Below are 16162 nucleotides of genomic sequence, written 5' to 3' on the forward strand. Positions count from 1 at the left end.
TGCTCCCGTGCTGACACAGGCCGTCGGAGCGGCGATCGAGTGGGTAGTGGCGGCGCTGGCGGGCCGGGCTGCCCCTGAGTCCATCCCCGCCAGACTCGCGCCCCGGCTGACGGTGCGGGGCGACCTGGCGGCGTTCTTCGCCGCCAACCAGCGGTTCGCCGCATTCCGCGAGCACGGTGCGGAGATCGTGAACGTCGAGCCGCGCGGCCCGTGGGCGGCCCGCGCATCGGTCCGCACCGGCCCGCAGCTGTGGGAGTTGGACATCGCGGTCGAGCAGGATCCGCCCCACCGGATCCGCAGCTTCCAGCCGCGGCCGGTCACTGCGGACGGCTTCGACTGGGAGCTGCTCGCGCCCGGCCTCCGTGAGCACGACCGGGTGGAGTCCGAGCTGCCCGGACCGCTGTCCGGCCGGATCCACCAAAGACTCCTCTCCGCCGTCGACGCCGGCTGCGCCGTCGGGCTGGCGGCCGCGCTGTCCGTCGACGGACACGTCGTCCACCGCGAGTACCTGGGTGTCTCGGATCTCCGGGACAGACGGCCGCTGGACCGGGAATCCGTGTTCCAGGTCGGATCGGTGACCAAGACCGTGACCGCCCTGGCCGTGCTCCGGCTGGTCGAGCAGCGAGTCGTCGACCTCGATGCGCCGGTCCGCGCGTACCTGCCCGCCGGGCCGATCCTGATCCCGGCGGCTCCTGGCGATCCGGAGCCGACCGTCGCCCAACTGCTGCTGCACCGAGCGGGCCTGACCAAGACGATCGGCCGCCAGCGCCCCCGGGACGGCGACCGGCTGAGCGCTGCCGTGCCGCAGCTTCCCCTGGCCTGGGCGCCGGGAGAGCGGCCGGAGTACTCCAACATCGGCTTCCAGCTCCTCGGCGAGCTCGTCCGGACCGTCAGCGGGGAGAGCTTCGCGGACTTCGGCACCCGGGAGGTCCTGGAGCCCTTCGGCCTCAGCCGCGCAGGCCTGGCCGGCCCGGACGGCTCGACCCGCGCCCCCGCCACCGTCACCGGCCACCGGGTCGCGGCGGGCCGGGTGGAGCCCGCACCGGCTCCGGCGCCGCAGTTCCCCGGCTCCGGCGGCATGACCGCCACTGCCCAGGACCTCGTCACTCTGGCCGGACACTTCACCGACGCGACCGACCCGCTGATCCGTACCGCCCTGGCCCTGACCACCCCGGCCGGAGGCGCAGTCAGGTTCGCCCCGGGCATCGCCCTGCTCGACCGCGCCCACGGGACCGCGCTCTGGCGTGGCGGTGCGACCTCCGGGTTCACCGCCGAAGTCCTCGCCGCCCTGGACGGCTCGGCAACCGTGGTCCTCCTGGCGAGCAAGTCACCACCGGACGGCGTCAAGGCGCTCGCCGCCGAACTGGCGGACGAGCTGCTCCGGCGCTAGGGGTGCTCGGCCAGGTCCTCTCGTGGGTCACGTGGCGGCCATCAGGAAGTCCTCTCCGCTCGACGGGCGGAGGCCGTCGGTCCGATCGGCGAAGTAGCGTTCGGCGAGCCCCCGGCCGGAGACGTGCCGGACGTCCTCGAAACCGGCGCCGCGGGCCAGCGCGAGCATCTCCTGCGGAGTGTAGAAGCTGACGAAGGGTGTTCCGGCTGCCTGCGCCTGCGGCTTGGTCGCCTCCAGTGCCGGGCGGTCGGCCTCGTCGAGGAGTTCGGTCGGCAGCGTGAACGTCATGGCGAGCCTCGAACCGGGGGCGAGCCCCGCGAGTCGGCGCAGGGTCGCCGTAGTGGCGTCCTTGGAGAGGTACATGGTGACGCCGGTACAGGCGACCAGCGCCGGCCGGGCCGGGTCGAAACCGGCGGCGCACAGCTGCCCCCACCAGTCCCCGCCCGCCTCGAAGTCGACCGGTACCAGGCGAAGCCAGTCCGGGACTCCGTAGCCGAGCTCGACCAGCCGGCGGCGCTTCCAGGACTGGGTGCCCGGCTGGTCGATCTCGAACACCCGCAGCCGGGAGCCGAACTCCGGCCTGCGCTGGGCGAAGGTGTCCAACCCTGCCCCCAGGACGACGTACTGGGCGACGCCCCGGTCGGCCGCCTCGACCACCAGGTCCTCGACAAAACGGGCACGGGCCACGATCGCTGCCCGGAACCCGCTGGTGCCCTGCGGGTCCATGTCCGGACGCCGCCGCCAGCCGTCGTCAGGGGCCACCAGCCGAAGGCCGACCTCGTCCTCGAACACATGGGCCGGCGGGTCGGCCTGCACATGCAGCGCCCGCCAGAGCGCCACCCGCACGGCGCTGCTGTCCAGTACCTCGTTCTGTCCGTCCGCCACGATGTGCCCACTTTCTCCGTCGGTCCCCGGCCAGAACACGGACCTGCCCGCAGCCTTCCGCCGGGGGTCACGGACGGCTGCCGCCATCGTCCCGCAACTGGCGCTCCCGCACCCGGTGGCCGTCGGCGACCCGGACTCCGCCGTGGTCCACGACCACGGCGGAGTCCGGGTGCACGACTTCTTCGGGACCCGCCCCCGACCGGATCCCTGCCCTTGCCGATCGCCCCGTCCCCGCAGGTGAGGTGCCGGCTCAGTCCACCAGGTCCGGCCAGGTGTTCAGGTTCCCGTCGTCGACGGCCAGCTCGTGGTAGCCGAACCGCTCGCCGAGCGTCAGCAGGCGCTGGTACCTGACCTCGCTGATGGGCATGAAGTACGCCTTCAGCGCCCGCAGCAGGAGCCGGAACCCGAGGTCGGGGTCGACCTCGACGACCACCCGGCGCAGTGCCGGGACCAGGTCGGGCAGCGGAGCGGCGTAGCCGCTGGTGACCACGGCCTCCGCCAGCGCCGGGCCGACCCCGTCGAGCTCGGCCAGTACGGCCTCCCGCAGCCCCGCGTCGGCCGGCTCGCCGGAGATCCGGAAGGTCCTGTCCCGGCAGGCGCCGGCGACGTCCGCGAGTTGTTCGAGCCAGTCACGGATGCCGGTCCCCTCACCCGCCGGGTCGAAGCGTGCCTCGGCGGCCCCCAGCCACAGGGTGCGGAGGGTTTCGTCGGGAAGGGGAGAGTCCAGCAGCAGCCGCACGTCCGCGAGCAGCCAGTTGCTGAGCCAGGGCCCGTAGCGCTCCCCCAGCCGCGCGGCCAGGGCAAGGGTCGAAGCCTGGTCATGCCGCTCGGGCAGCCCGAAGTACTTCGCGAAGCCGGTCAGGCCGAAGTCGTACAGGTCGGTCCCCTGACCGGTCGTGCTGGTGTTCCTGCTGGTCATGCTGCTGCTCCTACTTGGGGTACGCCGTGTAGACGACGTACTTCTCCGGGTGGCCCTTGCCGACGTACTTCAGGAATACCAGCACGGTGTTCCCGGTCGCGGTGCCGACCTCGTTGCCGCCACGGACGAACGAAGTCCCGAGGGATGCGCCCTGGTCCCGGACCTGCCAGCTGATCGGGAGCAGGTCGTCCTGCGGGTTGAAGGCACCGCCGCGCTTGGACTGGGCGATCAGCCAGTCCTGCAGCCGCTTCACATTGGCGGGCTTGGACATCCACCCCTGGAAGGCCTTGTTCACCGCGGTGACGGCGGTGTCCTGACTGTTCCACCGGGTCGCCGTACCGTCCTTCTCCGCCTTCGCCTGCAGCTTCTGGTCGTCGATGTTCACGTGGTCGCCGATGGTGTGGGCACCGCCCACGCCCTCGTCGTTGACGAGGTCCAGGCAGTTGTGGACCAGCACGTCCTGGCCTGCGGTGGTCCGCACGTAGAAGGCGTGGAGGCTGGAAGGCGTCCTCGACCAGGTGCACCTCGCCCCCGACCGGCGGGACCACCCCCGCCATCCGGCCATCCGACCATCCGGCCAGTGGTACCAACGCCCCGACGGTCCAACGGCGCCGGCTCCGGAGACGCACATCACACGCCGTCCCCGGCTCGGCTCTGCTCACCCGCGGCGCTGTCCGCCCGACGCAGCGAGGGGTTCCTCCTCACGGAGGAACCCCTCGCACCGGGCCTGTTGTTCGGTACTGCCCGTCGTTCAGTACTGGTAGTAGCCGATCAGGTTGCCGCCGGCCGACACCGCGTTGGTCTGCACGACCGTGCCCGTGTCGTAGGCGTTGATCATCTCTCCGTTGCCGATGTAGACGCCCACGTGCTCGGTGTCCGAGGCGCTGGCGCCGAAGAACACCAGGTCGCCCGGGACGGGGGAGCTGACCTGCGTCATCTCGCTGATCTGGTCGTCGGTGTTGCCTGCCCCCAGTACGTCCTGACCGTAGGCCAGGTCGTACACCCAGCGGGCGAACCCGGAGCAGTCCAGGCCGATGGCGCCCGGGTCGGTGCAGCTCAGCGACTGCGGGTCGCCCACACAGGTACCGGTCGACGGGCCGGGCAGCGACTCGTGGCCGCCGCCCCAGACGTACTGGATGTCGCCGCCGGGCCAGCCGCCGTCCCAGCCGGGCTCGGGGTCACCGTTCTCGATGTCCTGGGCGTAGCTGATGATCTGCGACAGCACGCCGCCGGTGGGCGGCGGCGGAGGGGGCGTCGGGCTGCCGTCCAGTGAGGCCTTGGTGTTGGGTCCGACGATGCCGTCGGCGGACAGGCCGTGGCTGGTCTGGTAGTTCTCGACTGCGGTCAGGGTGGCGGGGCCGAAGTCGCCGTCGACGCCGAGGCCTGCTCCGTGAGTGTTGAGCAGGTCCTGGAGTTCGGTGACGCAGCCGTCGATCTCGCCCTCGGTGATGTCCGTCGGGCACTGCGCCGACGTCAGCGCGATCGGCGCGGGGACGGAGGAGGTGGTGCCGTCGAGCGCGGCCTTGGTGTTGGGTCCGACGATGCCGTCGGCGGAGAGGCCGTGGCTGGTCTGGTAGTTCTTGACTGCGGTCAGGGTGGCCGGGCCGAAGTCGCCGTCGACGCCGAGGGCCGCGCCGTGGGTGTTGAGCAGGTCCTGGAGTTCGGTGACGCAGCCGTCGATCTCGCCCTGGGTGATGTCCGTGGGGCACTGTGCGGACGTCAGCGCCATCGCGGTGGGAAAGGAACCGGTGGCGGCGAGCGAGGCCTTGGTCAGCGGTCCGACGATGCCGTCGGCGGAGAGGCCGTGGCTGGTCTGGTAGTTCTTGACTGCGGTCAGGGTGGCCGGGCCGAAGTCGCCGTCGACGCCGAGGGCCGCGCCGTGGGTGTTGAGCAGGTCCTGGAGTTCGGTGACGCAGCCGTCGATCTCGCCCTGGGTGATGTCCGTCGGGCACTGCGCGGACGTCAGCGTGATCGGTGCGGGGGTGGCCGCCATCGCGGGTGCAGCGGCGACCAGGCCGAAGCCGACTGCTGCGGTGGTCGTGGCCACGGCGAGCCAGGCTCTCAGCCGGGGGACGCGGGACCGGCGCCTCCGCGCGGGCGGGGCACCGGGGAGGGCGGAGCCGACAAGGGGGACAGGAGCGGCATGGGCGCCTTCACTTTCGCTGGATGTCAGTGGAGTTGGTGCGGGTGCTGCGGAGGGAGGACTGCCTGAGCCGGCTGCTGGGTCGGCGTCCGCCGAAGGCCGGTGCGCGTCGGCGATGTTGTCGCTGTTCCTCACCTCGCATCCGAAGTCGGCAGACGCCCGTCAGCAGGCCCATGTCCAGATGTTGCTCACGATAGACGTGTCCATGCCGAAAGAGATGTCGCTGATGTTCGGGTAGGACGTGTCGTCCGGGACGCAGAAGTTGCCGCCCGAGTAGTCGAGGCCGCTGAAGAGGACGACGCCCATACCGCTGGTGGCGGCGTTGTCGACCGAGGACACGCAGTCGGCCCAGGTGCCGTTGGGGCAGGAGGCGTGCGGGAGGACGTACCAGCTGGGGATGTTGTCGGAGATCTTCCCGGGGCCGTCGTTGAAGTTCGGGTTCTTCCAGATGCAGAGGTAGCCGGCCGAGCAGCCGGTGATGATCGTGGGACGGAGGGCGTTCAGCCCTCGGCCGGTGGTCCTGCCGACTGCCGTGGGGGCGTCGGCGTGCGTCGATCCGGCCGGGGTCGCGGCCGAGGCTCCGGCCGCGGTCCCGATGCCGGTGGCCAGGGTGAGACCGGCCGCGGCAAGACTGACGATGAGTCGATTGCGCATGGTGGTTCCCTTCCGGAAGGGCCGCGCACCGCTCCGGTGCGCGGCCGGTGCTGCCGGGACCGGCCTGGTCAGGCCGGTGCACCGGCCCGTGCCGCCGCCTGCTCGCGGGCCTGCCACGCCCGGTCGAGCAGGACCAGGGTCGCCGCGGGCTGCTTCGTCAGGAAGGCGGCCTGCTGCTGGGCCAGCGTCCGCCGGAGTCCGCTGCGGGCGTCGCAGACGAGGTCATCCCTGGCGTCAGCGCTCTGACGGGCCGCCAGCGTCTTCCCGCTCACTCCGGTCGAGGCCAGCGACTGGATCGAGCCGATGAGAGCAGCGGGGGTCCGCGCACTCTGGCCGCTCGCGACCATGCACCGCTGCCAGGCCCCGATGGCGGTCTGGTAGGAACGGTCGGAGCCCAGGAAGCCTTCGAGCAGCTGCTGCACATCCTGGGGTACGGCCGCGCTCTCCATGGCGGCCTGGATACTGCCGTAGAGCTCGTCCCGTGCCTGCCCGAGGCAGCCACCGGTCCCGAAGGCGACGGTCGCGCCGCTGGGCAGGGCCAGGGCGATCCTCTGGTCGGCCGACCCGTTGAGCGCGGTCAGGTAGCGGGCCTGCTGCGCCGGAGCCAGGCCGCGGACGTAGAGGTCCTGCGCCGGGGTCGCGCCGGCCACCGAGCCCGGGGTCACCCCGTAGCTGGGCGGCGAGGCGGTCCCGTCCACGTCGGCCGTGGTCACGTCGGCCGCGGGTTCCGGGCCGGCGCTGGTGATCAGGTAGTGGTACCCGAGTCTCGCCATGCACTGCTGCACCAGCACCTGTTGGGCGCCGAACAGTGCCCAGCTCTGGCGCATGCTGGTGGAGTCGCTGGTGATCACCGCGTCGGCGTCCTGCAACTGCTGCGCCGGGGCCGGGGCGGCGGCCGGCCGCGGCGCCGGGTGCGTCGCACACCCGGACGCCGCAGCCAGGGCGGCAGCCGACACCGTCGCGGCCAGAAGCCGTGCCATTCCGCGGAGGGCTCCGCGTCGCGAACGGATTTCCATGGTCAGTCGCCGATCCTCCGGTTGTTCCTCAGGTGACGAGCGGACTCAGCAGGCCACTCAGCAGGCCCAGGTCCACTCGTTGCTCTCGATGCTGTCGTTGGCGGCGTCCCCGTTGCTGTACGAGTTGTTGGCGAGGTCCGAGTAGGTCTCGTTGTCCGAGACGCAGGCGTGGTCGCCGTTGTAGCCGGTGCTGCTCCAGACCTCGACGCCCATGCCGCTGGTGCCGGCGTTGTCGAGCGAGGAGGCGCAGTTGGCCCAGGTGCCGTTGGGGCAGGACGAGTGGGAGAAGACGAACCAACTGGGGTTGTTGCCGGAGAGCTTCCCGGGGCCGTCGTTGAAGTTCTCGTTGTTCCAGAAACAGAAGTACGTGGCCGCGCAGCCGGGCTCGATGGCCGGGCGGACGGTGGCGGCGGTCCTGCCCGTCGCCGTGGAACTGGCCGAGCCGAATCCGGCCCCAGCCCCCGCCGACGGCGTCGCGGCCGAGGCCGCCTCCGCCGTCCCGATGCCGGTGGCCAGCATGAGGCCGGCCGCCGCGAGGCTGACGATGAGTCGATTGCGCATGGGTGGTTCCCTTCTGGAAGGGCCGCACATCACTCTGGTGCGCGGCCGACGCCGCAGGGTGCTCTGGTTCCCCTGGCGATCGGTGTGCCGTTCCGGCTCGGGTTCCCCCGCCCCGGGTGGCACCTCCTGGGACCGACCCTGCGCGTTCCGGCCAACCACCGGCTAACCGCGGCTAATTGGCAGCTAACCCGGCCGCGAGGGGCGGCCCGGGTCGGAGCCGGCAGGGTCCACGGCGTTCGGAGGACCCGTCGGAGCGTCCCGCGAATCCGTCCCCCGAACCCATGTCCCTGCAGGTCGGTGGCTTGACGTCCCACAATCTGGGCAGTTGGGCAGCGCCTTGTGGCGAGGTGGCGCCGACCGGCGCAGGCTCGGAGCCGCAAGCCCTGCGCCACCACCGAACCGGAAGGGACCGACTGATGCACCTGCTTCACCAACGGCTGACGGGACGCAGCCGGAGCGCCCGGACGACGCTCCGCTCCGGGCCCGTCGGCGTTCCGCCGGCATCCAGGGCCGACGACCCGGACAGCGGCTGGCCCGCCGGCCTGCACCGGGCCCGGCGCCGCCGCTGATCCCGACCGCGGGGCCGGTACGCCGACCGCGAAAGCGGTCGGCGTACCGGCCCCGCGGTCGGGCCGAACGATTAGCATGCAGAGCGACGGGCCTCGGCGGGAGGCCGCTGCCGGGCAGCCTCAGGGGGACGCATGCCGGGTCGAATGCGCTATGCCCTGCTCGGAGACGTGACGCTGGAGCAGGAGGGGACCGCACAGCGGGTGCCCGGAGCGCTGCCGCGCACCGTGCTGGCGATGCTGCTGCTGAACGCCAACCGGCCGGTGGGGGTCTCGGCCATCGCGGACGTCCTGTGGGGAGACCAGCTGCCGGCCTCGGCGATGGCCTCGCTGTACAACAGCGTGCTCAGGCTTCGTCGGCTGCTCGGCCCCGAGGGCGCGACGCGGCTGCGGTCGGTGTCGGCCGGATACCTGCTGGAGGTCGGGGACGGAGAACTCGACCTCCAGGTGTTCAAGGACCTGTGCGGCCGTGGCCGTGAGGCGCAGGCCGCCGGGCAGTGGGCCGCTGCCCGGGAGAGGCTGGCGGCGGCACTGGAGCTGTGGCGCTGCGAGCCGCTGGCCGATGTCGAGCGCCCCGCGCTGGAGCAGGCGGAGCGGCAGCACCTGCACGAGCTGCGGCTGCAGGCGCTCCAGGGCCGGATCGAGGCGGATCTGCGACTGGGCCTGCACACCGCGGTCGTGCCGGAGCTGCGGGCGCTGACCCGCCGGTATCCGCTGACCGAGGCCTTCCACGCGCAGCTGGTACTCGCCCTGTACCGCAGCGGTCGGCCGGGCGACGCCCTGAACGTCTATCAGGAGGCCCGCGCCGTACTGCAGGAGGAGCTGGGCGCCGACCCCGGTCCGGAACTGCGGCGACTGTACGAGCACGTGCTGCACCACGATCCGGCACTGGACCTTCCGGGCGGACGGGCGGAGCAGGGGGCGGCCGCGATCACGGAGAGCGCGATCACGGCCACCGCGATCACGGAGGCCGCGAGGAGAGACGGGGCCCGGCACCAGTTACCCGTCGACACCCGCGTGTTCACCGGCCGGAGCCAGGAGCTGGACCGCCTCGTCGGCCTCGCCGCCGGAGCCGGGGCCGCTGCCGCCGCCGGGGCCGTTGGTGTCGTCGAGGGCGGCAGCGCCGGGGCGGTGGTGATCCTGGCCATCGACGGGATGGCCGGTGTCGGCAAGACCGGCCTGGCCGTCCACGCCGCGCACCGCCTGCGCGCGAGCTACCCCGATGGGCAGCTGTTCATCGACCTGCACGGGCACACCCCGGGGCTGGACCCGCTGACTGCCGAGGACGCCCTCGAACAGCTCCTGCACGCGCTGGGCGTGGCGCCGCAGCTGGTACCCAAGAACCTGGACGAGCGCGCGGCCCACTACCGCCACCGGCTGGCCGACTCCCGGGTGCTGATCGTTCTGGACGACGCCTGCAGCACCGCGCAGGTGCGGCCGTTGCTGCCCGGCACTCCCGGCTGCCTGGTCCTGGTGACCAGCCGCAAGCGGCTGACCGGGCTGGACGACGCGCACTCGGTGGCCCTGGACGTGCTGCCCGAGGCCGACGCGGCCGCGCTGCTGCACGAGGTGGCCGGCCCCGGCCGGATCACCGCGGACCTCGCGTCGATCAGCGAACTCCTGTCGCTCTGCGGCAGCCTGCCGCTGGCCGTCCGGATCACCGCGGCCCGGCTGCGGCACCAGCGGAACCTGTCGGTGCCGGAGCTGGTGGAGCGGCTCCGCGACGAGAGTGCCAGGCTCTCGCAGCTCCAGGACGAGGACCGGAGCCTCGTCAGCGTCTTCGAGTGCTCCTATCGGGCCCTGCCCGCCGCTGAGCAGCGGCTCTTCCGCCTGCTCGGACTGGTTCCCGGCCCTGACTTCGACGTCCGCGCCGCCGCCCGGCTCGCCGATGTCGACCAGCGGGCCGCCGAAGTTCTGCTGGAGTCCCTGCTCGGCCACAACCTGCTCACCCAGCGCACCCCCGGGCGGTACCGCTTCCATGACCTGGTCCGTCTCTACGCCCGGATGCGGGACGGCGGCCAGGTCGCGGCGGTCGAGCGCGAGGCCGCCGTCGAGCGGCTGCTGGACCACTACCAGCAGGCCGCGGACGCCGCCGACCGGCGTCTCGCCCGCCAGTCCCACCCCGGAGCGGTTCCGACCGCGGCACCGACCGCCGCCTCTACCGTGGTGTCAACCAGCACCTCGCCCGCCGCCGAGCCCTGGCTCTCCGACCGCCCCCAGGCTCTGGCCTGGATGCGCACCGAGCGGGACAACCTGCTCGCGGCGCTGTCCTACGCCGCACGCCGCCAGCACCCTCGGGTGCCGGCCCTGACCGCTGCCCTGGCGGCTTTCCTGCAGGAGGAAGGCCCCTGGGAGCAGGCCGCCGTGCTCTTCCGCACCGCGCTGACCACGGCCCGGGCCCGTGGCGACCGGCTCGGTGAGGCGGACGCGCTCTGGGACCTCGGCAAGGTTCGGCACACCACCGGGGACCTGTCCGTCGCGGCCGGGTTCCACGAGCAGGCACTGGCGATCTACCGGAGCCTCGGCAACCGACTCGGCGAGGCCAACGCCCTGCACGACCTGGCCCGCACCCGGCACGCGGCCGGTGACTTCGCGGTCGGCGCCGACCTGCAACGGCAGGCGCTGGAGCTCTACCAGTGCCTCGGGCACCGCCACGGGACGGCGGTCTCGCTGTACTCGCTCTGCCGGGAGCGGATCGTCGCCGGCGACTTCTCGACCGGCGCCGACCTGCTGGAGCGGGCGCTCGCCATCTACCGGAGCCTCGGCGACCGCCTGGGCGAGGCCAACTCCCTCTGGGGGCTGGGCCGGGTGCGGCTAGCGACCGGCGACTACCCGGCCGCCGCCGCTCTGCACGAGCGGGCGCTGACGATCTACCAGGAGCTCGGACACCAGCGCAACCTGGCCTACGCCCTGATGGGGTTGGGCCGGGTGCGGCTGGCGACCGGCAGCCACGCGGCCGCGGCCGACCTGCTCCACCGGGCCCTGGCCATCCACCAGGACATCGGCGACCGGCTCGGCGAGGTGAACACCCTGCACGAGATGGGCCGGCTGGGGCTGGCGACCCGCGACCACCCGGCCGCAGCCGAGCACCTGGGCCGGGCCCTGGCGATCTACCGGGACGTCGGCGACCGCCAGGGCGAGGTCGACGTGCTCAACAGCCTGGGCGCGCTCAGCTGCGCGACCTCCGGAGCACGGGCGGCGCTGTCGCTGTACGAACAGGCCCTGGAGCTCGCCCGCCGGATCGACAGCCCGCTGGACGAGGCCCGGGCGCTGGAGGGCGCCGCCCGCTGCACCGCCCGGCAGGGCGACCCGGAGGCCGCCCTGCCGCTGCTCCGCCGGGCGGTGACGCTCTACCAGGGCATCGGAGCCGCCGAGGCCCAGTCGGCGGCGGCGCAGCTGGCCGTTCTGGAGAGCGATGCCCGCTACGTCGGCGGCTCACCGCTCTGCATCCCGCAGAAGGACCTTGACCTGCTCAAGCGCCAGGGGACGGCACGGCGCGGCGGGACGGTTCCGCGCGTCGACATGACATACCTGCACACGGACAGTCCGCTGGCATGGCCGCGGTGGGACTCCGGTGACGGTCCCGTCGAACCGGCCAGTGGGGCGGCAGGGGGCTGAACCGAGCATTCCGCCGTTCAGGTGCGTTGCCGCAGCTCGGACTTGGGGAGGACCGTCCGGGTTCGGGCGTGGGGTCAGGGAGGTCACTGACCGTGTGCGGTGGCGAGGGAGAGGACGGCGGTCAGGTCGTGGGTGGGGCGGCGGGTGGCGATGTAGCCGTCGGGGCGGATGAGGACGAGTTCGTCGCTAGCCGAGTGGCCCGCCCGCGAACGACCGCACCGAGCTCGCGCGCCTGCTCGCGCGCCTGCTCGCGCGCCTGACCGACGACTTGACTGCCCAGCTCGACGCCGTCGCTGCGGCCGTGACCCCGGACGAAGACGAAGACTGAACCACCGCCGCGCCGCCCCGCGACAGTGCCGCGCCCGTGTAGCCACTCGGTGCACCCTTTCTGGGGTGCCTTGGCAGATATATCACCTGGATGAGTGAAGAGGTCGGACGCTGGAACCGTTCTGCACGAGCTGGAGCCGTACTGTCGGCCGTGTCACCCCGGACCCCGGTGGATCTCCGATCACCCCACCCGCCCGCGGTCGAACGCGGGCCGCTGAGCCGGGAGCCACTCTATGGGCGCAAGCCCCGTGCCGGTCGAGGATTCCTGCGAGCCGCCAGGGCACGCCCTCACCCGGCAGGTGAAGGGCGTCACCGTGGTGGAGTTCCACGGCGCCATCGACATCGCCGCCGCCTCTCAGGTCGCCGCGAACCTGCACGCCGTCACGGCAGTCCCCGGGGCCCGGGTCGTGGTGGACCTGCGCCCGGCGGCGTTCCTGGACTGCACCGCCCTGGGCGTCCTGTGCACCGCCCGGCACCAGGCCCTACAGGGCGGGGGACACCTGGGGGTGGTGTGCCTACGCCTGTGGCACCTGCGGATCCTGCGGGCCACCGGACTGCACCACGTCCTGCAACCGGTCACCACCCTGCAGCAGGCCCTGGACCACGCGCTGCGCCACCGGTCTCCTGACGGCACGACGGAGCTGCTGTGAACAAGGGGCCTCCACAGCCGGTCGGGCAGTGCCTCGTGATGTTCGGACGGGATCGGCGACGGGGGTTGTCCGTCGACGGTAGGAGTCTGCGCGGCGACGTCGGCGAGAAGACAGGAGAGACCACCTGCTTCCGCCGCAACGCGCGTGACGCCCGCCGACCCCTCGCCCCGCTCGGCCTCACGTGATCACAGAACGGAGCGGATCGACGCTGTCCTGCCCGACCGGTGTCCGGACATGGCGGGGGACGGACCCCGGCGAAGCTGCAGCTGGCGGCGGACGAGTCGGTCTGAACGGTCGACCTCTGCCCGGGAGGCGCGTGGTGCCAGTGGCGAGAGCCCACTGCCCGACATCAGCGTGACCGTCATGTCCTTGAGGCTGTGCGTCTCGACTCTGGTGTATGTCCGCTCAAGGGCTCGGACGTCCTGCCCGGGGAGGCTCGGGAAGGGGTTGCCGGGCAGTACGCCGAGGGTGACCACCCAGACCCGACGGGCGTGCTGACCGGCGGCGCAGGTGCTGGGGTTGGCGCACTCATCGGCCCACAGGTTGTCGAGCTGGGTGGCGGTCCGCGTGACCAGGACATCCCGCAGCTCGATGCTTCCGGGGAGGTAGTAGCCGACGCCCAGGTCGACCGAGCGGTAGGCCAACCGACCGCGCAGATGGACCACGGCGTCGCCGGGCCGGTAGCCGTCCTCGATGATCTCTGCCGCTCCGGGGAAGTCGACGGTGCGGTTGGAGAGGTGGTAGTCCATGATGGCTTGCGCGCTCTGTCGCACGCGCTCATCGAGCGGGGAATCACCCTAACGAGTCTTCGAAGTCGAGCGGGGCCGGCCGGCCCAGCTCGGCGATGAAGAGTCGTTCCCCGAGCTCCCCCGAGCGCGGTGACGGCCGCTGCGCCCGCCGCCGCGCCGGGGCGGTCACTCGAAGTGGAGGCCGGACGGGCGCATGGTCCGGAGCAGGACCGGGAGGCTGAGCAGGGTGACCAGCAGTACCGCCGCGCCGGCCAGGGCGACCATCGCGGCGACGCCGGGCCAGTCGTAGCCGACCGGGAGCTGGGCCAGGTGCAGCAGGGCCCCACCGAGGGCCAGGCCGCCGCCGACGGCCAGCAGCAGGCCGATGGCGACCGGCACCGCGCTCTGCCACAGCACCGACAGTGCGAGCGTCCGACGGCGGGCGCCGACGGCGAACAGCGCGGCCAACGAGCGCTTGCGTTCTCTGAGTTGCTCCAGCTGGCCGACCAGCAGGCTGCCGGCCACCAGCAGCAGGGTGAGCGCCGCGCCGGCGAGCAGGGCATGGGTGACCGAGGTGAAGTCGTGGTTGGTGTCGGACGAGTCCGGGAACGAAACGGTCGCCCACGGCGAGAGCAGCGCCACGGTGGTGCGGAGCTGGTCCTGGACGTCGGGGCCGGTCGGGTCGAGTCCGACGAAGATCGCGCCTGTCCCGCTGGTCAGCAGTGCGCCCGGCACCGCTCCCGGGGTGGCGAAGAGCATGCCGATGCCCATGCTGTCCGGATCGGCTGCGGGGTCGGTCTGGTGGACGGTTGCGGTCACTGCGGGGATCCGCCAGTCCGGGCCGTCGGCCATGGACCCGCCGAGGCTCTGCGTGCTGACGACGGTCCCCCGACGGTCCAGCAGCGCGGTGTTGTTGTAGCCGGAGCCGAGCGCGACGAAGGAGTCACCGTCCTTGCAGCTGGGCAGCACCGCGAAGGTGGCGAGGGTCTGGCAGTCGGCGACGCGCAGCAGCGAGCCGTTCGCGTTGCCCGGCCCGGTGAGGTAGAAGTCGTGGACACCGGCCGCCGTGGCCACCTCCGGGCTGCTGCGGATCTCCGCCGCGTACTGTGTCAGCTGCTGGGAGGGCGTGCCCGGGAAGGTCACCTCGGCAGGGACGGCAGCAACGGCCGGGGCGGCCGGGCTGCCGCTGCGGGGGCCGGCGACCGACGCCGACAGTTGTGCGGACGGGGTGAAGCTCGACTGAATGCCGAGGAACAGGGTCTGCAGTGCGATGGCTCCGGCGACGGCGACCACGATGCCGCTGACCGCCCCGGCCGCCGGGCCCGAGCCGAGCTGCAGTCTGCGGACCGCGAGCTGCCAGGAGAGGGAGCCGCCCGGGACGCGCCGGGTGGCGGCCTCGACCAGCCAGGGCAGCAGCGCGGAGACGCCCGCCAGCAGCAGGAGCATCCCGACGGCGGTCAGCAGCATCCCCTGGGTCTGCTGGATGCCCTGCGGGGACCGCAGTGCCAGGGCCAGCACCCCCAGCCCGACCACTGGCAGCAGCGCCCGCCACCAGAGTCGGCGCTTCCGCGCAACGCTGCGGCGGACCGCCCCGAGCGGGTCCAGCGACACCCGGTGCATCGCCAGCTGGGTCACCGCGATCGACAGTGCCGGGACCACGACCACCACCAGCGCCGCGATCACCGGCTGCGGACTGACGTCCTGGGCGTAGAAGCTGAGCCCCTCGACGCTGAAGTTCTGCAGCAGCCGACGGCCGATCAGGAAGAAGAGCAGGCCGAGCACCAGGCCCACCACGGCTCCGCCGAGCGACTCCCCGGCGGCTGTCCGCGCGGTCATCCGCCGGTCCGCGCCGGAGAGCCGCAGCGCGGAGAGCCGCCGGTCGCGCTGGTCGCCGCCGAAGCGGGCGGCCGCGCCCACGAAGACCACGACCGGGGTCAGCATCACCACGAACCCGACCAGGATCAGCAGCACCAGCAGCGGATTCAGCGCTTTGCTGGTGAAGGGGTGCCCGAACTCGTCGATCCGGACCGCGCCGTCGGCGAAGGAGAGGCTGTCGCTGCCGACGATGTACGACAGTTGGGCGGGGCCGAGCAGTCCCGCCTCGCCGATGGTGCCGACCGGCGTGTAGTGCAGCCGCGCCCGCAGCAGTCCGCTGCCGTTTGCCCGCAGCAGGCTCGCGAGCGCGGGGGAGACCACCATCTGCCCCGGCCCCGGGTAGTGGGCCACACCCGGCGGGAGCGGGGCGTCGACGCCCTCCGGCTGTACCGCCCGCCCGCGGATGTCCTGCCCCCGGAAGACCGTTGAGGTATCCGCGATCAGCACGGTCCGGTCGCTCGCCCGCATCGACGTCGAGCCGTAGAGCATGTCGTACTGACTGTGGATACGGGCGTCGCGGTGCTGCTCCATGCCCGGGACGGAGGCGGTGAGCAGCAGCAGGGCGACGCCGAGTCCGATCGCTACGGCGGAGAGCAGCACCCGGACCAGGGGGTCCCGGCCACCGGTGAACGCCAGTCGCAGCCCCAGGGCGTACTGGTCGAGCCGACGTCCGCTCATATCGCACCCGCCAGGCAGCGGTTGCGGCGACCGGGACGGTCGTTCAGCAGGACGAGAGACAGGCGCGGAGGGAGGCCGGGAGGGGTGGGACCAAGTGACATGCGGGGAACTATACACATGATGTATACCGACACGTGTATACGGCTGGCGCC

General features: G+C 72.5%; 12 protein-coding genes. 3 read left to right on the forward strand and 9 right to left on the reverse strand.

What is annotated here, in order from left to right; all coding sequences use genetic code 11:
• The first annotated feature begins 7 nt into the window (after positions 1-7).
• Positions 8-1390, forward strand: a complete 1383-nt coding sequence (locus BS75_RS38170; protein ID WP_034091501.1) for a serine hydrolase domain-containing protein — start codon at positions 8-10, stop codon at positions 1388-1390.
• A gap of 27 nt (positions 1391-1417) precedes the next feature.
• Here BS75_RS38170 and BS75_RS38175 read toward each other — a convergent pair whose 3' ends face one another.
• The 7 genes from BS75_RS38175 to BS75_RS38210 all read right to left on the reverse strand — a co-directional run bounded on the left by BS75_RS38175 (position 1418) and on the right by BS75_RS38210 (position 7568).
• Positions 1418-2275 (reverse strand): class I SAM-dependent methyltransferase, encoded by an 858-nt coding sequence (locus tag BS75_RS38175; protein ID WP_034091502.1) that lies wholly within the window; start codon positions 2273-2275, stop codon positions 1418-1420.
• Between the two features lie 250 nt (positions 2276-2525).
• Positions 2526-3194, reverse strand: a complete 669-nt coding sequence (locus tag BS75_RS38180; RefSeq protein WP_034091503.1) for a hypothetical protein — start codon at positions 3192-3194, stop codon at positions 2526-2528.
• Between the two features lie 10 nt (positions 3195-3204).
• Positions 3205-3675 carry an RNase A-like domain-containing protein gene (locus BS75_RS38185; RefSeq protein WP_034091504.1) on the reverse strand — a complete coding sequence of 157 codons (471 nt, stop codon included), beginning with the start codon at positions 3673-3675 and terminating at the stop codon, positions 3205-3207.
• A 270-nt stretch (positions 3676-3945) separates the two neighbouring features.
• A complete protein-coding gene (locus BS75_RS45260) occupies positions 3946-5241 on the reverse strand; it encodes a C40 family peptidase (RefSeq protein WP_052070225.1) in 1296 nt (431 codons plus the stop codon).
• Positions 5242-5499: 258 nt separating this feature from the next.
• Complete coding sequence (locus BS75_RS38200) at positions 5500-5991, reverse strand: peptidase inhibitor family I36 protein (RefSeq protein ID WP_052440078.1); 492 nt, start codon at positions 5989-5991, stop codon at positions 5500-5502.
• 68 nt (positions 5992-6059) lie between these two features.
• Positions 6060-6971: a hypothetical protein gene (locus BS75_RS38205; RefSeq protein ID WP_034091506.1), complete on the reverse strand. Its 912-nt coding sequence runs from the start codon at positions 6969-6971 to the stop codon at positions 6060-6062.
• 93 nt (positions 6972-7064) lie between these two features.
• A complete protein-coding gene (locus BS75_RS38210; RefSeq protein ID WP_034091507.1) occupies positions 7065-7568 on the reverse strand; it encodes a peptidase inhibitor family I36 protein in 504 nt (167 codons plus the stop codon).
• A gap of 701 nt (positions 7569-8269) precedes the next feature.
• Between BS75_RS38210 and BS75_RS38215 the strand changes: the two genes are divergently transcribed.
• Both BS75_RS38215 and BS75_RS38220 read left to right on the forward strand, forming a co-directional pair.
• Positions 8270-11752, forward strand: coding sequence for an AfsR/SARP family transcriptional regulator (locus BS75_RS38215; RefSeq protein WP_152646064.1), 3483 nt, complete (start codon positions 8270-8272; stop codon positions 11750-11752).
• A gap of 560 nt (positions 11753-12312) precedes the next feature.
• Positions 12313-12729, forward strand: coding sequence for an anti-sigma factor antagonist (locus BS75_RS38220; RefSeq protein ID WP_052440077.1), 417 nt, complete (start codon positions 12313-12315; stop codon positions 12727-12729).
• Positions 12730-12914: 185 nt separating this feature from the next.
• Here BS75_RS38220 and BS75_RS38225 read toward each other — a convergent pair whose 3' ends face one another.
• Together BS75_RS38225 and BS75_RS38230 are read right to left on the reverse strand one after the other, a co-directional pair.
• Positions 12915-13502 (reverse strand): hypothetical protein, encoded by a 588-nt coding sequence (locus tag BS75_RS38225; protein ID WP_152646063.1) that lies wholly within the window; start codon positions 13500-13502, stop codon positions 12915-12917.
• Positions 13503-13643: 141 nt separating this feature from the next.
• Entirely contained in the window at positions 13644-16010 is a 2367-nt protein-coding gene (locus BS75_RS38230) for an FtsX-like permease family protein (RefSeq protein ID WP_034091509.1), read from the reverse strand.
• Positions 16011-16162 lie beyond the last annotated feature (152 nt).

This window comes from Streptacidiphilus albus JL83, assembly GCF_000744705.1.
Lineage (GTDB): Bacteria > Actinomycetota > Actinomycetes > Streptomycetales > Streptomycetaceae > Streptacidiphilus > Streptacidiphilus albus.